The sequence below is a fragment of the Parabacteroides sp. 20_3 genome (assembly GCF_964238835.1).
Lineage (GTDB): Bacteria > Bacteroidota > Bacteroidia > Bacteroidales > Tannerellaceae > Parabacteroides > Parabacteroides distasonis.
This window is the reverse complement of the sequence record NZ_CAXSNO010000002.1, coordinates 489,840-514,601: the sequence shown is the minus strand read 5'-3', so window position 1 is coordinate 514,601 and position 24,762 is coordinate 489,840. Positions and strand designations below refer to the sequence as shown.

Below are 24,762 nucleotides of genomic sequence, written 5' to 3'. Positions count from 1 at the left end.
ATTGTCGCAACACGCTTTTTTATGCCAATACCTTAACGATTAATTTCTTTAGTTCTTTTATATCAATGGGCTTCACTACATAATCCGTGAATTCACATTGTTTGGCGATCTCCTTTTCCCTTTCGAAAGCGAATGCCGTGAGCGCTATGATCGGAATGGTCTTGGATAAGGTGCGGATTCTGCGAGTCGCTTCGAATCCGTCCATAACCGGCATTTTTATGTCCATCAGGATTAGGTCCGGATGATATGTCTCGAACATATCGATAGCCTCTTGCCCGTTTAGCGCATGATAAAGTTGGTATTGCTTGCCAAACAAGGTTTCCAAAAGGAAATAATTCTCATAAACGTCCTCGGCGATTAAGATGGAATGATGCCTATCTGAACGGGGCGTTTCTTCGGATTGGACGGGGATATCCGGTGAAAGCTCAATATCAGTCCGTTTTGTGTCCAAAGGCAGAGTGAACCAAAAAGTGGAACCCACCCCTTCTTCAGAGTCTACGCCGATTTTACCTCCTAATGCCTCGATAATGGTTCGGCTGATGGTTAATCCCAATCCCGTACCTTGCTGGAAAGTATCTACCTTGATGAATCGCTCGAATATACGTCTTTGGTTTTCCGCGGAGATACCGATACCTGTATCTTTCACGCAGACTCGGATAAAATCCCCTTCTATCTCATAATAAATCGTGATACTTCCTTTTGTGGTAAATTTGATAGCGTTATTCACGAAATTAGATATCACTTGCATAACCCTCCGCTCATCGGTTTTAACGATTACGGATGGGGAGCCGAGATCAAAGATAAGAACCACGTCTGAAGGCATCTTTATAGAGTCTGCCAATGCGATTTCGCCACATATATCCTTGATGTCCACTTCCTCGAAATGATAATCCATGGTTCCCGCCTCGATTTTAGAGAAATCAAGGATATCATCGATCAGTTGCAGTAGCAAATCATTGTTTTTATGAATGATATCTAAATAAGATTGACGCTCTACCTCATCATCAATCTCGGCGATTATATTTGAGAACCCGACGATAGCGTTCAGCGGCGTGCGTATCTCATGACTCATATTCGCCAAGAATGCGGACTTCAATTTATCAGCTTCCTTTACCTTGATTAGCTCGATCTCCTTTTCCCGTTGCTGGGTTATGTTGGAGGTATAGCTTACGATCCTGTTAGGCGTTCCGTCATCGTTGAATTTATAGGAGCGTACATTGGAGTTGAACCAGAATGTTTTGCCATTGAGGATACGCCTGTAGGCCGCTACGAAGTTATTGATCTTCCCTTGCAGGAGAGGTTTGAACTGTTTATTATATACCCGGTCAAAATCATCCGGATGGATTGAGGATTTATAGTCTTCTTGATTCTTGAAGTTGTAATCATGAATCGCTTTTAGCCCCTCATTATTATTAATGTCTTCATTGAGGCCAAAATCTACGGTCAATTTATCATTCTCTACATCGTATTCCCAAAGAATGGAATCCCCGGTATCTACCGATACTTTTAGCCGGGCTAGGCTATTTTCGATTTGTTCCCGCTTGATGTGATTCTCGGTATCGTCGAATACAATATAAATATAGCCGAATATATTATCAAGAGAGTCTTTTAATGTGACTCCTTTTACCAACAGATGCTTTGTTTTAGAATCATGATGACTATCGTAATAGCCGTTTTGAGAAGCAACCTTGAAATCATAATTAAGAGGAAAGAATATATCTTTTCCGTTTTTGAGGCTTTGGTTTACATATTTCGGGATATTAGGATTCTCGAACATATTCAGTCCCACGGCCTGCTCACGGGTAACACCAAAAATATCGAGATCCGCTTGGTTGATATCTACCAACACTCCATTCTCATCATAAAGTTCGGCGCCCCAAGGCATCTTGTCGAAAATGATCTTAAACTTCGTCTCGCTTTTCATGACTTGCATAGCCGTATGTTCTACTAATCCTTGAACTTCCCCTCTTTCAATGGCTATGGAAAGGATATCAGCCAACATATGTAAGTTCTCTATATCTAAGGCACTCCAGTTCCGTTTCTTTTTTACAGAATCAAAGCCGATAAATCCGGATGGTTTGCCTTGCTTGAAAATAGGGATGACTAATAAGGATGAAACCTCTTGCAAAATCAGAAGATGCTGCTCACTCTTCGCCTCTTCCGGCATTTTAGAGACATCATGAATAACGATATCCATGCCCTTTTTGATACTGTCGTACCACCAAGGAATCTCGTCTTGCGGGAGTTGACGCAGTAAATCCTCTCGCATAGAGATAATGCCATCACAAGTAACTTCATTCGTAAAATCAACAGTATGAGTTTGTTCGTCAAATGTTCCGATATACACCCGATCCACATCGAAAAATTGTAAGATGCGGAATAGCGCTTGGTCAATAACCGAGTTTTTTTTGGCTCCAAGAAGAAGTGACAATACATCCGACATCGTTTTTCGCAAATCAATCATATTGGCCAAAATCAAGTCGGTCTTTTCATCTTCTACATCGGTCTTCTTGTCTATAGCCTCATTAAGAAATGTTGTATTGGAATGAATGTTATTCATGATAAATTGAGTGTACTAAATTTATTCGAAAACAAATGTAAGTATAAACTTTGATTATTTTTTGTTTTAGTGTTTATTATATTATTATCGTGGCTTTAAAAATAATTTTGTACGTTTGTAGATGGTTGAATTAAACTTGAAATCTATGGATAATAAAATCATATTGACGATAGGCCGCCAGTTCGGAAGCGGTGGCCGCGAGATCGGACAACGTTTGGCGAAGGAGTTGGGTATCGGTTACTATGATAAGGAACTGATTACCGTGGCGGCCCGTGAGAGTGGATTATGCGAGGATGTTTTCGAGAAGGCAGACGAACGTGCCTCCAGTGGTTTATCGTACGCTTTTACGATGGGGTATTCTTCTTTTATGGGAGGGATGTTTACGCCTTATAATGATATTTTGTCTAATGACGGTCTTTTTAAGATACAGAGTGACGCTATCCGTAAATTGGCGGAGACTGAGTCGTGTGTTTTGGTAGGGCGTTGCGCTGATTATATCCTCCGGGATAATCCGGCTTGTTTGAGCTTCTTTATCCATAGTTCAGTGGAGAGCCGGGTCCAAAAGACCGTGGAAAGGCATGGTGTGACGGTGGAAGAGGCGAAGAACATGATGGAGAAGACTGATAAATCCCGTGCGGCTTACTATAATTATTATACGAATAAGACATGGGGAATGGCCTCTTCTTATAATTTCTCGATCGATGTATCCGTATTAGGGATCGACGAGACCGTGGAATTTATGAAAAGCTTTATCGAGCGCAGATTGAATAAGCGTCCGTCTCATTTCGGATAAATCGTATTCTTGAGAAACCATTATTGAATAGAGATTAACCTATTAAAACTAAGAAAGTATGCGAAAACCTTTTATTACTGTTCGGCTGACCCATGGTATGTTGGGCGCCTTGTTAGTTTCCACCTGTGCTTGTTCGGGCACGAAGTGGACGGAGGTGGAGAAAGATTCTATCCGTATCGTTACCCAGCAAGAAGGAGCTGTATTAGGATATTCCGCCAATTCGGGGGTGAGACTTCTTACTGTTGACGGATATGCCTTCAAAGATCTGAATCGGAACGGGCGGCTTGATCCGTATGAGGATTGGCGTCTTACGCCCGAGGAACGTGCCGTTGATTTGGCCGGACAGTATCTACAGAGGAAATCGCCGGATTGATGCTTTATAGCGCCCATCAATCTATCCCCGGTGCCTCGAAAGGGTTTGGAACTTCTACCTACAATGGCAAATCTTTTGATGAGAGTGGAGCCCAGCCATCCGATCTTTCCGATGCGCAGCGTAAATTCCTCACCGAGGATAATGTTCGTCATGTATTGGTTACGAGAGTGCAAAGCCCGAAAGTGGCGGCTCGCTGGAATAATAATGCGCAAGCTTTAGTGGAGGGCATCGGTCACGGTATCTTACGGTCGTTGATAATCCCGATGAGGCGGATTTCGCCATCGTCTTTATGACGAGCCCGAACAGTGGTACGGGGTATGATAAATCCGATCGTGAGAAAGGTGGAAACGGTTATATGCCTATCAGTTTACAGTATAATGATTATACCGCTACCTATGCCCGTAACCCAAGTTTGGCGGGGGGAGATCCGTTTGAGAATTTCACGAACCGTTCTTATAAAGGTAAGTCCGTGAAAACAGCTAATAAGCAGGATATGCTCTCTGTTTTGGAGACAAAGGCTAAAATGGAAGGTAAGCCTGTAATCGTATCTTTGGAGATGGATAAGCCTACGATTATGTCCGAGTTCGAGGGTTCGGCGGATGCCATTCTGGTGAACTTCGGTGTACAAAACCAAGCGGTCTTGGATATCATCAGTGGAAAAGCCGAGCCTTCCGCTTTGTTGCCTTTGCAGATGCCGGCAGATATGCGTATCGTGGAGGAGCAATTCGAGGATGTTCCCCGGGATATGAAATGCTATACGGATAGCGAGGGCCATCTGTATGATTTCGCTTTTTGTATGAATTGGAAAGGCGTTATCGATTATGAGCGAGTGACTAAATATAAATAGAGTAAATTACATTTTTGTGTTTTTGTGGCTACGGTATCTATATATAATGCCTAAATTTGCATGGTAATATTATTAAGTGCAGACCATGAAAATTATGACATTGCAGGGAACGGACAAATTGTTATATGAACTTGTCGCACCTTTGGTCATGAATCCAGCCATTTTGCGACAAAATAACAATTACCCTTTTAAAACATCTCGTAGCCACGTTTGGTATATAGCCTTTCATGAAACAGCTGTTGTTGGTTTTATGCCTGTAAAAAAAGGACATCTCTATTACTCTATAGACAATTATTTCGTGAGTGGTGATGATCCTTCGGTATTGAGTGAACTTCTTGAAGAAGTCATAAAGGATTTTTCATCTCAAGCTTCACTTATGGCTGTTGTGCATAAACGTCATGTAAAAGTGTTCTCACAAAAAAAGTTCCAGACATGTGTTGAGTGGAAAAATTATGATAAAATGCATTATTTACCGGAGGTAGAGTCATGATGCGAAGAATGGATGTGTACGAGGCGACAGAGAAAAGATTGAAGATCATTTTTGATTATTTCGATTACGTATACGTCTCTTTTTCCGGCGGAAAGGATAGTGGTGTACTGTTGAATTTGTGTGTAGATTATATTCGTAGATACGCTCCGGGACGAAAATTAGGTGTATTTCATATGGATTATGAGGTTCAATACAGCCAGACGACCGAATATGTGGAAAAGGTTTATGCCGCTAATTCCGATATCCTTGATATTTATCATTGTTGTGTTCCTTTTAAAGTCCAGACATGTACATCTATGTTTCAACAATATTGGAGACCTTGGAGCGAGGAGTACCGGGATATCTGGGTTCGAGAGATGCCCCATTCATGTCTCCGGGCGAAAGACTTTGACTTTTTCAAGGAGGACATGTGGGATTATGATTTTCAGAATATGTTCCCTTTTTGGTTGTATCAACGGAAAATGGGCCGGCGTATATGTTGCCTTGTTGGTATCCGTACCCAAGAGAGTTTTAATAGGTGGCGGGCCATACATAGTGATAAGAATTACAGAAAACTAGCTAATTATAAATGGACTCGCAGAATGAATTATTCTATATATAACGCATATCCTATTTATGATTGGAAAACTCAGGATATCTGGATAGCGAACGGAAAGTTCGGTTGGACATATAATCATTTGTATGATTTGTATTATCAAGCAGGGGTGCCTTTGTCCCGGCAACGTGTGGCGAGCCCATTCATATCCCAAGCGATATCCACACTGTTCATTTACAAAGTTGTCGATCCCGACATGTGGGGGAGGATGGTTGGACGTGTAAACGGTGTTGGCTTTGCCGGTATATATGGGAATACCTCCGCTATGGGATGGAGGGCTATCAAGTGCCCAGCCGGGTTCTCTTGGGAGAAATATATGTATTTTCTCCTAAATACTTTACCCGAAGAAACTCGTGAGAACTATTTGAATAAGTTAAGAGTCAGCCGTAAATTCTGGAGAGAAAAAGGAGGATGCCTCAGTGAGGAGACTATCGCTAAGTTACGGGCGGCTAATATTCCTATCATTGTGGAAGAATGTACCGCTTACCATACGGATAAGAAACCGGTACGGATGGAGTATATCGATGATATCAATATACCTGAGTTTAAAGAAATCCCTACTTACAAACGTATGTGTGTTTGTATTTTGAAAAACGATCATACATGTAAGTATATGGGTTTTTCCCAGACAAAACGAGAAAGGGATATGAGAAAAGAAGTAATGGACAAATATAATTTTTATAAGCATGGGAAACTTTGTTAGTCCGGCATATGGTGTTAGGGCTGTCCCTATAGAAAAAATTGTAGCCAACAGCTATAACCCTAATATCATGGCACCACCGGAAATGCGATTATTGGAACTTTCCATTTGGGAGGATGGCTATACGATGCCTTGCGTCTGTTATTATCTTGAAGAGGATGATTTATATGAGATAGTAGATGGTTATCATCGTTATCTGGTTATGAAGCAATCTCAAAGGATTTATGATCGTGAGAAAGGAATGTTGCCTGTAACGGTGATTGAGAAAGATATTTCAAACCGAATGGCTTCAACCATTCGCCATAACAGGGCTCGAGGGATGCACAACTTGGAACTTATGACGGAGATTGTTACGGAGTTGGTCAAATCTGGGATGTCTGATAAGTGGATCATGCGTAATATTGGAATGGATAAAAATGAGTTACTTCGGTTCAAGCAGATTTCGGGATTAGCTGAATTATTCCGGGATAAAGAATTCGGTTGGTCTGATGACTGGTCGGAAGAAGACTAAACTTTTTACATTTTGTTTGGCTGAGCGTTTTTTGCCTTTTATGGCTCTGTTGAGTACATATATACTAATTTTTTGTACATTTGCCCCCGACTTTTCACATAGGGGTGCCCGAGTCATACGGGCTGAGATTATACCCATCGAACCTGATCCGGGTAATGCCGGCGAAGGGAAAATAAGGTAGAACTAGGAAATAAAGGGGGCGTTACCTCTATGTGCTCCCTGATGTTTAAACTTTAATTAGTTATTAAGATGGAACAGATTGTTTCAAGTGGAATCATTGACTCTTACTTCGAGAAGTTGAAGAGCAACTTGTCTGTGGATGTAGCGATCGTGGGAGGGGGACCTTCCGGTATCGTGGCCGCTTATTTCTTGGCGAAAGCCGGTAAGAAGGTGGCGTTGTTTGATCGTAAGCTGGCTCCCGGTGGAGGTATGTGGGGCGGCGCTATGATGTTCAACGATATCGTGGTGCAGGAAGAGGCTATGCCGATTATCAAGGAATTGGGCGTAAGTTATAAGGAGGGTGCTAACGGCACGTATATCATGGATTCGGTACATACCACTTCCGCTTTGATTTATCAGGCGACGAAGGCGGGCGCTACGATCTTTAACTGCTATTCGGTAGAGGACGTGGTGTTTCATAACGATGCCGTAGCCGGTGTGGTAGTGAACTGGGCTCCGGTAATCCGTGAGGGGATGCACGTGGATCCGTTGACGATCATGGCAAAGGCTGTCTTGGAAGGTACGGGGCATGATTGCGAGATCGCCCGTGTGGTAGCCCGTAAGAATGATATCCAATTGAATACACCGACCGGAGGCGTGATCGGCGAGCGTTCCTTGAATGTGGAGCTGGGTGAGCAGACGACGGTGGAGAACACGAAGGAGATCTACCCGGGATTATTCGTTTCCGGTATGGCCGCTAACGGCGTAAGCGGTAGCTTCCGTATGGGACCGATCTTTGGCGGCATGCTGATGAGCGGCAAGAAGGCGGCTGAGTTGATCTGCGAAAAGCTTGGGAATTGAAAATTGAGAATTGAGAATTGAGAATTATTGATTGTTGTATCTTTAATTTTCAATTCTCAATTCCCAACGGTTTTTCCTTGTCTCAAGAATAAGAATCCCGTTATGATCAACGCCGTGGATAATCCCGTATAGAATACAGAAATGAAAGAATTCGGCAGTAAATGGAGCGCACGGATCGTGATCCCGAAAGCGATCATGAAGATCATGATAATCCAACCTTTCACGTCGAAGAAAGAGAACGGGCAATGTTTCCCGTTTTTCCGGGAGATCCGTTCGGAATGTTTATAGAAAAGCCGTTTAAAGACCAAATTGAAGAAAAGTAAGAAAACGATGGTCGCTTCCCCGATCTTGAATAACCAATAATGGGTATCGTTTAACCATGTGACGATACCGATGCGTAAGATATTGATACCGGCGAAAATCCATACGCAACCGGCGGTATATAATAATACCTTTTTATTTACTCCAAACTTCATCTATCTTTTTATTTACCGCAAACTTACAACATTCATGTAAAAAACGGAAAAATATCCTTATCTTTGTGCCATGCGTGAGAAAATGAAACAGAGGGTTGTACAATACGTGGTGCTGATGGCCGGCATCTTGGCATTGCTTTCTGTGGTTATCCCTCACCATCATCACCGGGACGGGATGCCTTGTTATCAATCCTTGACCGCGGAGCAAGCGCATGGCGATAAAAGCACTGATACGCATGATTGCGGTTGCGACGGGCATAACTTGGCCTATTTCAGTACGCATATTTCTCATTTTATGGATGGAGATGTGGATATACATCTGATGCCGTTACTCGTCTTATTTGATTACATTTATCCACCTGAACCGGCGTTTTGCGGACAGCTCCTTGATCACGAGAACGCCCCCTACATTGAGTCGCTGCACGACACTTGGATAGTGAGTGCCTCGGGACTTCGTGCCCCTCCTATGTCTTGATACCTCGTTTGTGAGAGCGGGTGAGGACAGACTTGCCCCTATCTATTTATTATTAACGATATCAAGATTTTTTACACAATGAAGAAAATATATTTGGTAGGTGCGATGTGCGCTTACCTGTTTGCCGGTTGTGCGGGAAATGCGTCGCAAGCCGGACACGATGAGCATAATCATGAATTAGAGGCTCACGACCATGATCATGAGGGACATGAACACGAAGGCCATGACCATGAGCATGAGGCCGGTGGTACCCATCCCGGCGAGATTGTCTTTAAGAAGGCTTTAGCCGAGGCCGTTGGTTTGCAGACCGTAACGGTTAATCCCGCTCCTTTCACGGATGTGATTAAGACGAGCGGACGAGTAATGGCGGCGCAAGGGGAGGAGTCCGTGATCGTCGCTACCGTTCCCGGCGTGATCTCGTTTGGTAGCTTGCCGTTCGTGGATGGTACGGCGGTACGCAAGGGACAGGCCGTGTTGAGTATCGCTTCCAACGCCCTCTCGGATGGAGACGTGGCGGCAAGGGCTAAATTCGCTTATGAGACAGCGAAAAAGGAATACGAGCGTATGCAAGCCTTGGTAGGCGATAAGATCGTATCCGCCAAGGATTTCGAGCAGGCCCGCTTGAATTACGAGAACGCCAAGGTCGCTTATGAGGCGATAGCGGGAAAACAGACGGCGAAAGGCGTGTCTGTAGTCTCTCCCTTGAACGGTTACTTGAAGAACATCCAAGTGAAAGAGGGTGATTATGTATCCGTAGGTCAGCCTTTGGCTACGATCTCGCAAAACAATCGTTTGGTATTGCGTGCGGACGTGTCTGAGAGGTATTACAACGATCTTCCCATGATCCAAACCGCTAATTTCATGACTCCGTATGATAACGCTCTCTATAAATTGTCTGATTTGCGTGGACGGTTGTTATCGTATGGAAAGGCTTCCGATATGAACTCTTTCTATGTACCGGTGACTTTCGAGTTCGATAATAAAGGAGCGGTTATCCCCGGTTCTTTCGTGGAGATCTTTTTGTTGACAAAGCCGATGGAGAATGTCTTGAGCGTGCCTGTCTCCGCCCTTATCGAGGAGCAGGGCGTTTATTCGGTATTTATCCGTCTGGATGAGGAAGGCTATAAGAAGCAATGGGTGACGCTGGGAGCGAATAACGGCTCGGAGGTACAGATCCTTTCCGGATTGAAACCGGGCGATGAGGTCGTGACCCGTGGCGCTTACCAGATCAAGTTGTCTTCCGCTTCTAACGCGATACCGGCTCATAGCCATAGCCATTAATAGGAGGGATGTTGCATGTTAAATAAGATAATTTATTATTCATTGCACAACCGGTTGGTAATCTTGGTTTGTGCGCTATTGCTGATGATCTGGGGTACGTACACGGCGTTTAATACGGACGTGGATGTGTTCCCGGACTTGAACGCCCCAACGGTCGTGATCATGACCGAGGCGAACGGTATGGCTCCCGAGGAGGTGGAACGCTTGGTGACATTCCCTGTGGAGACTGCCGTGAACGGTGCGATGGACGTACGGCGTGTGCGTTCCTCGTCTACCACCGGATTCTCCGTGGTTTGGGTAGAGTTCGATTGGGGTACGGATATTTACCGGGCTCGTCAGATCGTGTCCGAAAAACTGGCTGTCTTGGGTGAGAGCCTTCCCGAGAACGTAGGTAAACCGACCTTAGGCCCGCAGTCATCCATCTTGGGTGAGATGATGATCCTCGGTTTGACCGCCGATTCCACGTCTTTGTTGGACTTACGTACGATCGCCGACTGGACGATCCGTCCCCGTTTGTTGTCTACGGGCGGTGTGGCGCAGGTGGCCGTGATCGGTGGCGATATTAAGGAGTACCAGATCTTGTTGGACCCGGCTCGTATGAAGCACTACGGTGTAGGGTTGAACGAGGTGTTGGATGTTTGTCGGAATATGAACCGGAACGCCAATGGTGGTGTATTGTATGAGTTTGATAATGAGTATATCATCCGGGGTGTATTGTCTACGTCGAAGGCGGAAGAGATCGCTCAGGGTGTGGTGAAGACCGTGAATGAGTATCCGGTTACGCTGGGTGATATCGCTACGGTTAAGATCGGCGGTAAAAGCCCGAAGCTGGGAACCGCTTCCGAGCGGACAAAGCCAGCCGTGCTGATTACCGTGACCAAACAGCCGGATACGAGTACGGAGAAGTTGACGGAGAAGCTGGACGAGATTGTTGTCGATTTGCGGAAGAACTTGCCGGCGGATGTACATGTCTCTACGGATATATTCCGCCAGAGTCATTTTATCGATAACTCTATTAATAATGTAAAGAAGAGCTTGTTTGAGGGTAGTTTCTTCGTGGTGATCGTCTTGTTCCTGTTCTTGATGAATATACGTACGACGGTGATCTCGTTGGTAGCCTTGCCGTTATCTTTGCTGGTCTCTATCATCGTATTGCACTACATGGGATTGACGATTAACACGATGAGCTTGGGAGGTATGGCGATCGCTATCGGTTCCTTGGTGGATGACGCTATCGTGGACGTGGAGAACGTGTATAAACGAATCCGGGAAAACCGGCTCTTGCCTCCGGATCAGCAACGCTCTACCTTGGAGGTGGTTTACGACGCTTCCCGTGAGGTACGTATGCCGATCTTGAACTCTACCTTGATTATCGTGGTGAGCTTCGTGCCCTTGTTCTTCTTGAGTGGTATGGAAGGCCGTATGTTGGTTCCGCTGGGTATCGCTTTTATCGTGGCGTTGTTTGCTTCTACGGTGGTGGCGCTTACCTTGACCCCGGTGCTTTGTAGCTATTTGCTGAACCGTAAAGCGACGGGAATGAAGGAACTGCGTGAGGCTTGGATAGCCCGGAAGTTGAAGGTGGTGTATAAACGGGCTTTGGAGTTAGCGTTGGCTTACCAGAAATGGGTGCTAGGTACCACGATCGCTTTGTTTGTGGTCGCCTTGGTGATCTTCTTTCATTTGGGTCGTAGTTTCTTGCCCCCGTTCAATGAGGGTTCTTTTACGATCAACGTAAGTTCACTTCCGGGAATTTCCTTGGACGAGTCGGATCAGATCGGACGCCGTGCGGAAGCGTTGCTGTTGCAAGTGCCCGAGATAAAGACTGTGGCTCGGAAGACCGGTCGTGCGGAATTGGATGAGCATGCCTTGGGCGTGAATGTTTCCGAGATCGAGGCTCCTTTCGAATTGCAAGACCGTAGTCGGGATGAGGTGATGAATGATGTCCGCAAGAAGTTATCTACGATCAGCGGCGCTAATATAGAGATCGGGCAACCTATTTCCCATCGTATCGACGCTATGCTTTCCGGCACGGAGGCGAATATCGCTATCAAATTGTTTGGTACGGACTTGAACCTGATGTTTACGGTCGGTAACCAGATCAAGGCCGCTATCCAAACGATCCCGGGTCTGGTGGACTTGAAGGTAGAGCAGCAGATCGAGCGTCCGCAGTTGACAATCACCCCGAAACGTGAGTTGCTGGCTAAATATGGCATTCCCCTGCCGGAGTTCGAGGAATATATCAATGTGATGTTGGGTGGAGAGGCCGTAAGTCAGGTGTACGACGATGGCAAGAGCTTCGACCTGACCGTGAAGACCTCCGACGCTAGCCGTGCCACGATGGATGATATTAGCAATCTGATGATCGATGCCGCCGGACAGAAAGTGCCGCTAAGCTACGTGGCCGATATCCGTTCGGTGACCGGTCCGAATACGATCAATCGTGAGAATGTGCAACGTAAGATCGTGATTAGCGCCAATGTATCGGAACGTGACTTGCGAAGTGTGGTTAATGAGATACAGGATCGGGTAGAGGCTAATATCCGTTTGCCGGAGGGATACCATATCGAATATGGCGGCCAGTTCGAGAGCGAGGCGGCGGCCAGCCGTACCTTATTGCTGACGTCGTTGATGTCGTTATTGGTGATCTTCATGTTACTGTACAATGAGTTCAAGGACGTGAAGGAGAGTGGCGTGATCTTGTTGAACCTGCCGTTGGCGTTGATCGGTGGCGTGATTATCCTATGGCTTACTTCCGGCGAGATCAGTATCCCGGCGATTATCGGTTTCATTTCCTTGTTTGGTATCGCTACCCGAAACGGTATGCTGCTGATCAGCCACTATACGCATTTGCGTGGAGAGGGAATGGGATTGCGAGAGTCCGTGATACAAGGTTCCCTAGACCGTTTGAACCCGATCTTGATGACGGCGTTGAGTTCCGCCTTGGCGTTGATCCCGTTGGCGTTGAATGGCGATCTTCCCGGGAATGAGATCCAAAGCCCGATGGCGACGGTGATCTTGGGTGGTTTATTAACCTCTACGTTCTTAAACGGATTCATCATCCCGATTGTTTATCTGATAATGAACAAGAATAAAGAATAAGTTTTATGAAATCATATATTATAGTCGCCGCCTTGTCTGTATTGACAGGCGGCCTTTCCGCCCAGACTTCTATAGAGGACGTGCTCCGGAGCGTGGAGGCGAACAATAAGGATTTACAGGCGAACAGCCAGTTGGTCCAGTCGCAGAAGCTGGAGGCGAAGTTGGATAATAATTTGCCAGACCCTTCGGTCTCTTATTCGCATTTCTGGGGGAATAAAGAAGGGATGGGATTCACGGGCGAGTTCGTGGCTTCCCAAAGCTTTGATTTCCCGTCCGTATATGTCCGGAAGCATAAGCTGACGAAGGCGAAATCCGCGGGTTTGGATCGTCAAGGGATGGCTTTTCGTCAGCAAATCTTGTTGCAGGTGAAAGAGGTTTGCCTAGATTTGGTGCTGTTGAACCAGCAGAAGAACCTATTGGATACCCGTCTTAGGAACGCCGAGCAACTTTCCGCTTTTTATGCGACTCGTTTGGAGAAAGGAAATGCGAATATCCTTGAGACAAACAAGATCGATCTGGAATTATTGAACGCTCGGACAGAGGCCCGGATGAACGAGACTTCCCGTATTGCCAAGCTGCAGGAGCTGGCTACCCTGAACGGCGGTATCGCTATCGAGTTTACGGATACGGTTTACGCCTTGCCGGATAAGGATGTGCTTTCCTTTGATGAGCTGCGGACGGAGGCGATGCAATCCGATCCGCAATTACAGACCTTGCGTAGCGACCAGACGACAGCTCTTCGGCAGGTGAGCGTGAATAAGGCGAAAGGTCTGCCCGGCTTTGAGTTAGGGTATCGTATGAATCCCGCCTCGGGTGGAGAGCGTTTCAATGGTTTCTTGGTAGGAATCACCATCCCGTTGTTCTCGAACCGTAATAACGTGAAACAGGCGAAGGCTCAGGCCCGCTATACGGAGATGCAGTTGGAGAGCGCTTCTTTCACGGTAGAGAATGGGTTGAGGCAGCTATATGACCAGTCTGTCTCCTTAAAGAAATCTATCGATGAATATAAGGATGTGCTGAAAAGGCAGAATAGCTTGGTCTTGTTGAACAAGGCTATACAGGCCGGGCAAATCTCTATGATCGAGTATTTCGTGGATGTGACGACCTATTACCAAAGCGTGCAAAACTACCTGCAATTGCAAAACCAATACCAAAAGGTCATGGCGCAATTGTATAAGTATCGATTATGATAAGGAACACAACTGTGTTTTCTCTTGAACACAGTTGTGCTTATCCACAGATACAGTTGTGTTTTCTCACGAACACAACTGTGTTTTTACGTTCTCTAAGGATAGCTTAAAGTCACGGATCAATTCTTTCATCACCTCTTCCACGGATAATTCCTCCCAGAATAAAGACGCTACCTGTCCGATCTCTAACTCGCCTTCCTTTAGGTCGCCCTCAAAGATTCCTTTCTTGGCACGTCCTTTGCCCAATAACTCACGTAATTCTTCCACGGACGCTCCCCGGGCTTCCGCTTCTTCCACTGCCGTAGCGAAATCTCCTTTTACCAGACGGGTAGGAGACAGTTTCTTTAATAATAACTTCGTATCGCCTTCCTTAAGATTCAAGCATAGTTTCTTGAAATTCTCGTGTGCCGAGCTTTCTTTGGTCAAGGCGAAACGAGTGCCTATCTGTACGCCGTCGGCCCCTAGTGCGAGTGCCGCTAGCATCGCTTGACCGTTTCCTATACCTCCTGCCGCCAAAAGGGGGAGAGAGGTCGCTTTCCGGACAGCGGGGATCAGGCACATCGTAGTTGTTTCCTCCCGTCCGTTGTGCCCGCCGGCCTCGAAGCCTTCGGCAACGATGGCATCCACTCCGGCCTCCTCGCATTTCGTGGCGAATTTAGAGCTGCTTACCACGTGAACGACCGTCATGTCATGATCCTTCAAATACTTTGTCCATGTTTTCGGGTTACCGGCGGAGGTAAATACGATCTTCACTTTTTCCTCCACCAATATCCGCATCAAGGTATCGATTTCCGGGTACATCAGCGGGACATTCACGCCAAAAGGCTTGTCGGTCGCCGCCTCGCATTTACGGATATGTTCCCGGAGTACTTCCGGGTGCATGGAGCCTGCCCCGATCAATCCTAATCCACCGGCGTTACTAACCGCTGAAGCTAGCCGCCAACCACTACACCAAACCATTCCCGCCTGTATGATGGGATACTGAATACCAAAAAGACTACAAATTCGATTCATATTATTTCTTGCGTTAATCTCGCTAAAATTAGTGAACTATTTTTATTGGAACAACAATTTCTTTGTCGAGGTTGTTGAATAGGCATATAACTTTAAAATATAAGAGATATGCCAGAGAATATAATGAAAACGTTATGGGATGAGAGCGATGATCTTCACGATGAGACCATGTCTACCAATTCGGTATTGTCGGATGATTACACGTCTAATGACATTCAAGATTTACAAGAAACGATCGAAAATGAAAATATCGAGGACGGTATAGAGAGCGATTCGATTGAACATTGAGTGAAAGCATATTGGGTCCCCGAAGGGAAGATCTCCCTTTGGGGATCTTTTTTGTGTGAATTGTGAAAATCTTTTTCCGGATTCTAAATAATAACAATTTGAAATAGAATTGTAACGCAAAACTTCGTTATCTTTGTCCATTGTAATTCTAATATAACAATGGCATGAATAAAACGCTTATGGCCGCAGGTTTAGCGGTTATTTTGGGAGCTTGTTCCTCCTCAAAGAAAAGCGATGTAGCGGAAGGCGCTACACCCAATCCGTTTTTTGCGGAGTATACGACACCGTTCGGGGTGCCTCCGTTTGACCAAATAGAGGTGGCTCATTACAAGCCGGCTCTTTTGAAAGGCATGGAAGAGCAGTCGAAGGAGATCGAGGCGATCGTGGCAAATCCGGATGCGCCGACATTCGAGAATACGATCGTGGCCTTAGACCAAAGTGGCGAGTTGCTTACTAAAGTAATGTATGCTTTCGGTGGCCAATCCAGTGTGAATACCACGGACGAGATCCAAGAGCTCGAACGTGAGCTTTATCCCCTTTTATCCAAACATTCGGATGATATCAGCCTAAATCCCCAGCTTTTCGCCCGGGTGAAATCCGTATATGAGAATCAGGCGAGCTTCCATCTGGATAAGGAACAGAAGAAGCTGTTGGAGGAAACCTATAAAAGCTTTGTCCGGGGAGGAGCCAATCTGCCGGAGGATAAGCAGGCGAAGTTGCGTGAGCTGAACGAGAAGATATCCATGCTCCAACTTACTTTCGGACAGAATACCCTGAAAGAGACCAACGATTTCCAATTAGTGATCGATAATAAAGAGGACTTATCCGGTCTGCCGGAAGACGTGATCGTCAAGGCGGCGCAAACGGCCCAAGAGAATGGTCTGGATGGTAAGTGGGTGTTTACCCTCCATAATCCGAGCGTGATGCCTTTCCTTCAATACGCCGATAAGCGTGATTTGCGTGAGAAGATCTTCAAGGCGTATACGAATCGTGGCAACAATAATAATGAGAATGATAATAAGGAGGTCGTTAAGCAGCTGGTTGCCGCTCGTCTGGAGAAAGCCCGATTGATGGGATATGAGGATTATGCCGCTTTCGTATTGGAAGAGAATATGGCGAAGAACGAGAAGAACGTGTACGACTTGCTTGATAAAATCTGGCCATCTGCCTTGGCGAAAGCGAAAGAGGAATTGGCCGATATCAACGCCGAGATCAAGAAGGAAGGCGGTAATTACGAGGCCGAGGGCTGGGACTGGCGTTATTATTTCGAGAAAGCCAAGAAAGCGAAATATAACTTGGACGAGAACGAGATGCGTCCTTATTTTGAGTTGGGACATGTACGTGAGGGCATCTTCTATGTAGCCAATAAATTATACGGTATCACGTTTACCGAGATCAAGGACATCCCGAAACCGGACCCCGACGCTCTCGCTTTCGAGTGCAAGGATAAAGATGGTACGCATCTGGGCGTGCTGTATATGGATTTCTTTACCCGCCCGGGCAAAGGAGGTGGCGCATGGTGCGGCGGTTACCGCTCACAAACGTATAAAGATGGGAAACGGGTAGCCCCGGTGGTTACTACCGTGTTTAATTTCAGTAAACCGGCGGAGGGACAACCGGCGCTTTTGACGGCCGACGAGACCGAGACCGTATTCCATGAGTTCGGTCATGCCCTACATAGTTTATTCTGCGACGTTCATTATTATGGCGTGTCCGATGTGCCTCGTGACTTTGTGGAGCTACCTTCGCAAGTCGATGAGCATTGGGCCGTTGAGCCGGAGGTATTGAAAGTGTACGCTAAACATTACCAGACCGGCGAGGTAATACCGCAAGCCCTTGTAGACAAGATGATCAAGAGTGGCAAGTATGGACAAGGCTTCGCTACGACGGAGTATCTGGCCGCCTCTTATCTGGATATGGATTATCATGTATTGAAAGAGATCCCTGCCGATTTGGATATTGAGAAATTTGAGGCGAAGGTCTTGGGCGATCGTGGTCTGATCCGTCAGATTCCGTCTCGCTATCGCTCCACTTATTTCGGACATACGATGGAAGGTGGATATACCGCCGGTTATTATAGCTATATCTGGGCGGAAGTGTTGGATTGCGACGCTTTCCAAGCTTATAAGGAGACGGGTGATATCTTCAACCCGGAGGTTGCCTCTAAATTCCGTAAATACGTACTGACCCCGGGCGGCATCGACGACGCTATGGACATGTACGTGAATTTCCGTGGCAAACAACCTAGCATCGATCCGCTGTTGGAGAACAGAGGGCTAAAATGAGCAGAACAATTCATAACTCATAAATCAAAAAATCAGTAAAGATGAAACAATTAATTATGGCAGCAGGATTAGCCGTTATGCTTACTGCCTGCGGTACTTCCGAAAAGAAGACCGTGGAGGGTGAGAACCCGTTCTTTGCGGAATATACCACCCCGTTTGGAGTTCCACCTTTTGATCAAATCAAGTTCGAGCACTACAAACCGGCCCTATTGCAAGGCATGGAAGAGGGACGCAAGGAGATCGAGGCGATCGTGAATAACCCGGAGGAGCCGACGTTCGAGAATACGATTGTCGCTTTGGATGAGCAGGGTGCGTTGCTTCGGAAGGTCCAGATCGTTTTCGGTGGACAGAATAGCGTGAATACGAATGATGAGATGCAGGCGTTAAGCCGTGAGATGTCGCCGCTATTGTCAAAATATAGTGATGATATCAACTTGAATCCGAAATTATTCGCTCGTGTGAAGGCGGTATACGATAAGAAGGATGAGTTGGGTCTCGATAAGGAGCAAATGAAGTTATTGGAGGAGACTTATAAGGACTTCGTTCGGGGCGGCGCTAATCTTTCCGCTGAGGATCAGGCTAAATTGCGTGAGTTGAATAGCAAGATCTCCATGTTACAGCTTACTTTCGGACAGAATATGCTGAAAGAGACGAACGCTTTCAAATTGGTGATCGACAAGCAGGAGGATCTTTCCGGTCTGCCCGAGACCTTGATCGCTAACGCCGCTCAAGCGGCTAAGGATGCCGGGATGGAAGGCAAATGGGTATTTACCTTGCAGAACCCGAGCGTGATGCCGTTCTTGCAATATTCCGATAAACGTGAGTTGCGTGAGAAGATGTTCAACGCTTATATCAACCGTGGTAATAATAATAATGAGAACGATAACAAGGAAGTGGTTCGTGATTTGGTTGCCGCTCGTTTGGCGAAAGCGAAGTTGATGGGCTATGATGATTACGCTTCTTTCGTGTTGGAGGATCGTATGGCGAAAAGCTCGGATAAGGTTTATCAATTGTTAGATGAGGTTTGGAAGCCTGCTTTGGCGAAAGCGAAAGATGAGTTGGCCGATATAAACGCCGAGATCAAGAAAGAAGGCGGCAATTTCGAGGCCGAGGGCTGGGATTGGCGTTATTATTTCGAGAAGGCCAAGAAGGCTAAATTCAATTTGGATGAGAATGAGGTTCGTCCTTACTTGAAGTTGGATAATGTTCGTGAGGGTGCTTTCTATGTAGCTAATAAGTTATATGGTATCACGTTCACCCCGATCCGTAATATCCCGTTGCCTTATCCGGAAGCGCAGGCTTTTGAGTGCAAAGATAAGGATGGCTCTCATTTGGGCGTTATTTATTTCGATTTCTTCCCTCGTGCCAGCAAGCGTGGTGGCGCATGGTGTGGTTCTTATCGTCCGCAGGCTTATAAGGATGGCAAGCGTGTGGCTCCGGTCGTAACGATCGTTTGTAACTTTAGCCAGCCGGCTCCGGGACAACCTGCGTTGTTGAGCGCTGATGAGGCGAATACATTGTTCCATGAGTTCGGTCATGGTTTGCACGGCTTGTTCCGTGACGTGCATTACTCCGGTGTTTCTGGTGTTCCTCGTGATTTCGTGGAGTTGCCTTCACAGGTTATGGAGCATTGGGTATTCGAGCCGGAAGTATTGAAGGTGTACGCTAAGCATTATCAGACCGGCGAGGTGATCCCGGCCGAGTTGATCGAGAAGTTGGATAAGAGCGGTAAGTACGGACAAGGTTTCGCTACGACGGAGTATCTGGCGGCTTCTTATCTGGATATGGATTTCCATGCGGTCAGTGGTGATGCGGCGGATAAGAAAGTGATCAAGTTCGTTGACCAGACGAATAATGTTCCGGCCAACTTGAACGTGATGGATTTCGAGCAACAGACGTTAGGCCGTCGTGGTTTGCTGAAACAAATCCCTTCCCGTTACCGTACGACTTACTTCAACCATACGATGGGTGGCGGCTACACCGCCGGCTATTATAGCTACATCTGGGCTGAGGTATTGGATTGCGACGCTTTCGAGGCATTCAAGGAAACCGGCGACATCTTTAATCAAGAATGTGCCGATAAATTCCGTAAATATGTCTTGACCCCGGGCGGTATCGACGACGCTATGGATATGTACAAGAATTTCCGTGGCAAGGAACCGGGTACGGATCCGTTGCTGAAGAATAGAGGACTGAAATAATCTAGAAATGGAGATTTTATAAAGGCGGACCGGTTGGTTCGCCTTTTTTTGTATATGCTCAACCTCCCGGATCTGTATTACATTTGCTAAGTTTTATCACGTAAAAATAGCGATAGTATGGAGAAAAAGGATTTAGTAGAAGGGATGAGGTTGTATATCTATAAATTGCGTGTGGATGGGCGTTATTCCACGGCGAAGAGCTATCAGGATGCATTGAACTCATTCATGCGGTTTTGTGGGTTGGAGGTAATTCCCTATATCTATGTCAATAAGGAGAACCTTCGGCGTTATCAGGCCTTTTTGTTGAATAAAGGATGTACATGGAACACGGTGTCGACCTATATGCGTCGGATCCGTTGTGTGTACAACATGGCGGTGGAGGAAGGGTTGGCCCCCTATATCCCTTATTTATTTAAGGGAGTTTTCACGGGTATAGAGAGCAAACGCAAAAAGGCGTTACCACAGGATTTATTACGTTCTCTGATGACGGCCTCATTAGATGATCCGGAACTGAGAAAAACACGGCAGGCATTGTGCCTGATGTTCCAGTTTTGCGGTATGGCATTCGTGGATTTCGCTCATCTGAAAAAGGAGAATGTCCGGGGTGGGGTTTTGGAATATAAACGCCAGAAAACGGGTACTCCGATGCTTATAGAGGTACAATCTACCGCATGGGAGTCGCTGAGGGAACTGTCAAGTGATGTAGGTAAGGACTCACCCTATTTGTTTCCTTTCTTGAAAGGGATAAAAGTGGGAAAAGAAGCCTACAAGGAGTACACTTCCGCTTTGGCCCATTTTAACCGGAATTTGAAGAGGTTGGCGAGAGCCTGCGGTGTGTCTATCCCGATCACCTCATATTCGATCCGTCATTCTTTTGCGATGATTTTGAAGGAACAGGATGTCCCGATTGAGATGATCAGCGAACTATTGGGCCATAAATCGATCAAGACTACGCAAATCTATTTGAAAAGTTTCTCGTTGGAAAAGATGTCTGCGGTGAATAAAATTTGTTTTGAGAGTGTGTACAATCATGTACCGAAAGTAGGGTAAAGGGAGTAGGCTACTTGGGGAGTAGCGTATTCTTTCACGGCGCAAATGTAGTAAAAAATAACTAAAAACAAGCAAACAAATGCGCTTGTTTACTCATTGTAGGCGTTTGATCCTCTCTATTTTTTGATTTTCCTGTTTTATCCTAGACGTATAGACATGGTGATGCGGGTGAAATGACCTCTTGTTCCCGGTATCATTCCACCATGCCTTATAACCTGTGTGTATTCCTGTAGAGACGGGGCACGCCCCATCTCATCCCCTCCAAATGGTAACTTAAAGCTACTATCAGACAGTGGGAGACGGGGCGTGCCCCGTCTCTACAACCGGGTGATAACCGTTCTCGCACCTTTTAGGCTACTCCCCAAGTAGCCTAAGATTTCGAGAGATGGTAATTTTCAGTAATGCCATATTTAAAAATATAAAGTACTGTTTATCAAGAAGATATAAATGATTCTTGGTAGGGCTCTGAATTGCCGTGGGGTCTGTTTTCGGGCCATGGGATAACCACTGGAAAAGATAATCATAGAGATGGATATATTGACAGGCAAGTGCTCGGATAGGTTCATGGCGCATGTTCTGAAGCGACGTGACCAGGAGGCCGTCCGTTGGTACGTGCTCACGCTCCCTACCGCCGGTGGCGGGCGTGACAGGATCAGTCCCTCGAAGGGGCTGGACGCTGAGCTTTCCCGCCGTGAGCGTCGTGGGGAGGCCTTGTTCGAGTATTTCTCCCCCTCGTATGTCGAGGCGAGGAAGGTGGGCGGCAAGATGGTCAACACGAAACGGCCCCTGCTGTACAACTACGTGTTCGTCCACGCCTCGGAGGACGAGATCTTCCGCCTGAAGCGTACGCTTCCCCTGTATAATTTCCTCCCCCGGGTTTCCTCCGGCGGGCGGTCTTATTTCCCGTACCTCTCGGATCGTGAGATGGATACCTTGCGTTGGGTCGCGGCTTCTTACTCCAACGAGCTTCCCGTATACGTGCCAGATAGCGGCCGCTTGTTGAAAGGCGACCGTGTGCGTATCACCTCCGGCCCTTTTACCGACATGGAGGCGGAGGTGGTGGTGCAGCCGGGCGGTGGGCATAAGGACGTGATGGTGCGTATCCTCGACTGTCTGTGGGTCCCCTTGTTCGAGGTGAGAGCGGGGGAGTATGAGTTGATCGAGCTGAACACGGGGGGCAAGCACGTCTATACCCATCTGGACAACGACCGTCTGTCGGAGGGCTTGCACGATGCCTTGGGCCGTTACCATGCCTCTGGCGTGGTAGTGGATGAGGATGCCCGTCTGGCCCGTGAGGTCCTGCGTGGCTACGCCTCTCTCCGTGGTGAGACCGACGTGATCCGTTGCAAGCTTTACTCTTTGCTCCTTCCAGCCTATCTGCTTTTGGGCGAGTCGGATGAGTTCGATCGTTTGCATGCCACGATGCGCAGCATGCTCCCGGTGATAAAAGCGGGGCAATCCCGTGCCTTGTTGCTGGTCACGCTGTACGGCTGTACGGACAGCAGCCTCTACCAGCGCATGGCGCACGAGCTGGTTGGCCCTTGGATGGAGGAGGCCTCGCCCAAGAGGAGCAAGTCCGTGTTGATACGTCGTTTACGGGATTACGACCGTTGGTTCGGGCACGGGAACGGCGATGAATAAAAGATATGAGAGAAGAGAGAGAGACATGCGGCGTCCCTTCGGGCATCCGGCTGATGAACCTGTTGCGTGAGCGTTTGACAGAGATCATGGATCGTGAGCGTGCGAACCGAAACTCAATACACCTGTATTGCACGGGTCCCTACTGGGTAGCGTTCGAGCGTTCGGCCTACCAGCTGCATCGTGCGTTCCCGGATAGCGAGACCACTCCGTTGCGCCTGTTCGCCTACCCGTTCCCGATCGTGATGGTGTCCGTTACGGATCGCTCGCTCCGCTCATATACTCGCAAGCATATCTTGAGAAGAGACGGGTCGGATTACAAGCTATTGACCGTCCCCGGGTTTCCCTTGGCGGACTACCGTGAATGGCACGCCGGCGAGGTGGAGGGATTGCCCCGGTTAAGCGAGAATTAGATAAGGGCAGAAAAGAAACGGTCGGATCCCCCGGATGGCAATGGCCGTCTCTAGCGGCTAGGAGACCCCTTGGCTTTGGCCGATAGGCTGACCCCGCTTTAACATATACCACTCCGGCCGTCCGGTGGTCCGGCCCTTTTATAATTGAGAATTGAAAATTGAGAATTAAAGAGATGATAATAGCGGTAGATTTCGACGGTACGATCGTCGAGCATAAGTATCCGGCGATAGGTCGTGAGCTTCCTTTCGCCATCGAGACGTTGAGGAAATTACAATCGGAGCGGCATAAGCTGATCCTGTGGACGGTCCGTGAGGGAGTGCTCTTGGAGGAGGCGTTGTCCTTCTGCCGTGAGCGTGGCTTGGAGTTCTACGCGGTGAACCGTGACTACCCGGAGGAGGAGAGAGACCGGAACAACCACTTCTCCCGCAAGCTGAAGGCGGACGTTTTCATCGACGACCGCAATCTCGGCGGCCTCCCGGACTGGGGCACGATCTACGAGATGGTGACCAAGGGACTGAGCTATGAGGACTTGATGCGTAAATACGAGTCGGAATACGAGCCGGAGAAACCCAAAGGTTTCCTGTCCCGCCTTTTCCGTTAAGTCCGTGTCATCCGTGTTTAAAGAAATAAAAACGATAACAAAATAATATGAAGATCAAAAGACTACTGTTCCTATTCTCGCTGCCCCTTTTGCTGGCGGCGTGTACGTCTTACAAGAACGTGCCCTACCTCCAGAACCCGGAGGCGGTGAACGATCTCGAGGGGACGCTTCCCCTGTATGACGCCAAGATCATGCCCAAGGACCTGTTGAGCATCACGGTCAACACGACGGACCCTCAGGCGGCGGCCCCGTTCAACCTGACGGTGCAGACCCCGTTGAACGCGGCCCTGACGAACATCAACACGACGACGCAACCCACGTTGCAGCAATACCTCGTGAACAACTCCGGCGAGATCGACTTCCCTGTGATCGGTACGCTGAGGGTCGGCGGCTTGACGAAGAACGAGGCGGAGAGCCTGATCCGTGAGAGATTGAGGCCTTACTTGAAGGAGGCGCCCATCGTGACGGTGCGCATGGCGAACTACAAGATCTCGGTCTTGGGCGAGGTGGCCCGTCCGGGCAGCTTCACGATCGGCAACGAGAAGGTGAACGTTCTGGAGGCGTTGGCGATGGCCGGCGACATGACGATCTACGGCGTACGTGACAACGTGAAGCTGATCCGCGAGGACGAGAGCGGGAAGCGCAAGATCATCAACCTTGACCTGAACAACGCCGGAATCGTGACCTCCCCGTATTATTATTTGAAACAGAACGACATCCTTTATGTCACGCCGAACGAGACGAAGGCGAAGAACTCCGATATCGGTAACAGCACGACGTTGTGGGTGAGCTCGATCTCGATCTTGGTCTCGATCGCCGGCCTGTTGGTGAACATACTTAAATAATTGAAAATAGAGAATT

Annotated in this window: 23 protein-coding genes and 1 riboswitch; of the genes, 20 read left to right on the top strand and 3 right to left on the bottom strand. The window is 47.4% G+C overall.

The window, feature by feature from the left end; translation table 11 throughout:
• Window positions 1-19: 19 nt before the first annotated feature.
• Window positions 20-2,560 (bottom strand): ATP-binding protein, encoded by a 2,541-nt coding sequence (locus ACESPU_RS05965; RefSeq protein ID WP_008779642.1) that lies wholly within the window; start codon window positions 2,558-2,560, stop codon window positions 20-22.
• A 145-nt stretch (window positions 2,561-2,705) separates the two neighbouring features.
• On the opposite strand from ACESPU_RS05965, the gene ACESPU_RS05960 reads away from it, so the two are divergent.
• The 8 genes from ACESPU_RS05960 to ACESPU_RS05925 all read left to right on the top strand — a co-directional run bounded on the left by ACESPU_RS05960 (window position 2,706) and on the right by ACESPU_RS05925 (window position 7,889).
• Window positions 2,706-3,353: an AAA family ATPase gene (locus ACESPU_RS05960; protein ID WP_009274974.1), complete on the top strand. Its 648-nt coding sequence runs from the start codon at window positions 2,706-2,708 to the stop codon at window positions 3,351-3,353.
• 58 nt (window positions 3,354-3,411) lie between these two features.
• Complete coding sequence (locus ACESPU_RS05955; protein WP_005857964.1) at window positions 3,412-3,726, top strand: hypothetical protein; 315 nt, start codon at window positions 3,412-3,414, stop codon at window positions 3,724-3,726.
• Complete coding sequence (locus tag ACESPU_RS05950; protein ID WP_005857963.1) at window positions 3,726-4,019, top strand: hypothetical protein; 294 nt, start codon at window positions 3,726-3,728, stop codon at window positions 4,017-4,019. The genes ACESPU_RS05955 and ACESPU_RS05950 overlap by 1 nt, the downstream gene beginning before the upstream one ends.
• Window positions 4,016-4,573, top strand: coding sequence for a glycoside hydrolase family 3 C-terminal domain-containing protein (locus tag ACESPU_RS05945; RefSeq protein WP_122268071.1), 558 nt, complete (start codon window positions 4,016-4,018; stop codon window positions 4,571-4,573). The genes ACESPU_RS05950 and ACESPU_RS05945 overlap by 4 nt, the downstream gene beginning before the upstream one ends.
• An 85-nt stretch (window positions 4,574-4,658) precedes the next feature.
• Entirely contained in the window at window positions 4,659-5,063 is a 405-nt protein-coding gene (locus ACESPU_RS05940; protein WP_005857959.1) for a hypothetical protein, read from the top strand.
• Window positions 5,060-6,361 (top strand): DUF3440 domain-containing protein, encoded by a 1,302-nt coding sequence (locus ACESPU_RS05935; RefSeq protein ID WP_005857957.1) that lies wholly within the window; start codon window positions 5,060-5,062, stop codon window positions 6,359-6,361. Before ACESPU_RS05940 ends, ACESPU_RS05935 begins: the two co-directional genes overlap by 4 nt.
• The gene (locus ACESPU_RS05930; RefSeq protein WP_005857955.1) at window positions 6,345-6,869 is read left to right on the top strand and encodes a ParB/RepB/Spo0J family partition protein; all 525 of its coding nucleotides are present in this window, start codon (window positions 6,345-6,347) and stop codon (window positions 6,867-6,869) included. Before ACESPU_RS05935 ends, ACESPU_RS05930 begins: the two co-directional genes overlap by 17 nt.
• A 90-nt stretch (window positions 6,870-6,959) precedes the next feature.
• A riboswitch (TPP riboswitch) is annotated at window positions 6,960-7,056 on the top strand.
• Window positions 7,057-7,118: 62 nt separating this feature from the next.
• The gene (locus tag ACESPU_RS05925; RefSeq protein WP_005857953.1) at window positions 7,119-7,889 is read left to right on the top strand and encodes a sulfide-dependent adenosine diphosphate thiazole synthase; all 771 of its coding nucleotides are present in this window, start codon (window positions 7,119-7,121) and stop codon (window positions 7,887-7,889) included.
• A 56-nt stretch (window positions 7,890-7,945) separates the two neighbouring features.
• Here ACESPU_RS05925 and ACESPU_RS05920 read toward each other — a convergent pair whose 3' ends face one another.
• Window positions 7,946-8,365 (bottom strand): hypothetical protein, encoded by a 420-nt coding sequence (locus ACESPU_RS05920; protein ID WP_005857951.1) that lies wholly within the window; start codon window positions 8,363-8,365, stop codon window positions 7,946-7,948.
• 70 nt (window positions 8,366-8,435) lie between these two features.
• Between ACESPU_RS05920 and ACESPU_RS05915 the strand changes: the two genes are divergently transcribed.
• From ACESPU_RS05915 to ACESPU_RS05900, 4 genes are all read left to right on the top strand, one after another.
• The gene (locus ACESPU_RS05915; RefSeq protein WP_005857949.1) at window positions 8,436-8,840 is read left to right on the top strand and encodes a DUF6769 family protein; all 405 of its coding nucleotides are present in this window, start codon (window positions 8,436-8,438) and stop codon (window positions 8,838-8,840) included.
• 78 nt (window positions 8,841-8,918) lie between these two features.
• Window positions 8,919-10,121, top strand: a complete 1,203-nt coding sequence (locus ACESPU_RS05910) for an efflux RND transporter periplasmic adaptor subunit (protein WP_057318717.1) — start codon at window positions 8,919-8,921, stop codon at window positions 10,119-10,121.
• A gap of 15 nt (window positions 10,122-10,136) precedes the next feature.
• Window positions 10,137-13,220, top strand: coding sequence for an efflux RND transporter permease subunit (locus ACESPU_RS05905; protein WP_008772501.1), 3,084 nt, complete (start codon window positions 10,137-10,139; stop codon window positions 13,218-13,220).
• Window positions 13,221-13,225: 5 nt separating this feature from the next.
• Window positions 13,226-14,410 (top strand): TolC family protein, encoded by a 1,185-nt coding sequence (locus ACESPU_RS05900; protein WP_011966526.1) that lies wholly within the window; start codon window positions 13,226-13,228, stop codon window positions 14,408-14,410.
• A 66-nt stretch (window positions 14,411-14,476) separates the two neighbouring features.
• Here ACESPU_RS05900 and ACESPU_RS05895 read toward each other — a convergent pair whose 3' ends face one another.
• On the bottom strand, window positions 14,477-15,424 hold the full coding sequence (locus tag ACESPU_RS05895) for a nitronate monooxygenase family protein (protein ID WP_005857940.1): 948 nt from the start codon (window positions 15,422-15,424) through the stop codon (window positions 14,477-14,479).
• A gap of 108 nt (window positions 15,425-15,532) precedes the next feature.
• On the opposite strand from ACESPU_RS05895, the gene ACESPU_RS05890 reads away from it, so the two are divergent.
• From ACESPU_RS05890 to ACESPU_RS05855, 8 genes are all read left to right on the top strand, one after another.
• Window positions 15,533-15,712, top strand: coding sequence for a hypothetical protein (locus tag ACESPU_RS05890; RefSeq protein ID WP_005857938.1), 180 nt, complete (start codon window positions 15,533-15,535; stop codon window positions 15,710-15,712).
• 164 nt (window positions 15,713-15,876) lie between these two features.
• Window positions 15,877-17,997, top strand: coding sequence for a M3 family metallopeptidase (locus ACESPU_RS05885; RefSeq protein ID WP_036629535.1), 2,121 nt, complete (start codon window positions 15,877-15,879; stop codon window positions 17,995-17,997).
• Between the two features lie 41 nt (window positions 17,998-18,038).
• Entirely contained in the window at window positions 18,039-20,198 is a 2,160-nt protein-coding gene (locus tag ACESPU_RS05880) for a M3 family metallopeptidase (protein ID WP_094582298.1), read from the top strand.
• A gap of 117 nt (window positions 20,199-20,315) precedes the next feature.
• On the top strand, window positions 20,316-21,248 hold the full coding sequence (locus ACESPU_RS05875) for a site-specific integrase (RefSeq protein ID WP_005857932.1): 933 nt from the start codon (window positions 20,316-20,318) through the stop codon (window positions 21,246-21,248).
• Between the two features lie 528 nt (window positions 21,249-21,776).
• Entirely contained in the window at window positions 21,777-22,889 is a 1,113-nt protein-coding gene (locus ACESPU_RS05870; RefSeq protein ID WP_373133203.1) for a transcription termination/antitermination protein NusG, read from the top strand.
• A gap of 5 nt (window positions 22,890-22,894) precedes the next feature.
• Window positions 22,895-23,299, top strand: coding sequence for a hypothetical protein (locus ACESPU_RS05865; RefSeq protein WP_005857929.1), 405 nt, complete (start codon window positions 22,895-22,897; stop codon window positions 23,297-23,299).
• Between the two features lie 173 nt (window positions 23,300-23,472).
• The gene (locus ACESPU_RS05860; protein ID WP_039848590.1) at window positions 23,473-23,901 is read left to right on the top strand and encodes a BT0820 family HAD-type phosphatase; all 429 of its coding nucleotides are present in this window, start codon (window positions 23,473-23,475) and stop codon (window positions 23,899-23,901) included.
• Between the two features lie 47 nt (window positions 23,902-23,948).
• Window positions 23,949-24,746 (top strand): polysaccharide biosynthesis/export family protein, encoded by a 798-nt coding sequence (locus ACESPU_RS05855; protein ID WP_005865687.1) that lies wholly within the window; start codon window positions 23,949-23,951, stop codon window positions 24,744-24,746.
• Window positions 24,747-24,762: the final 16 nt, after the last annotated feature.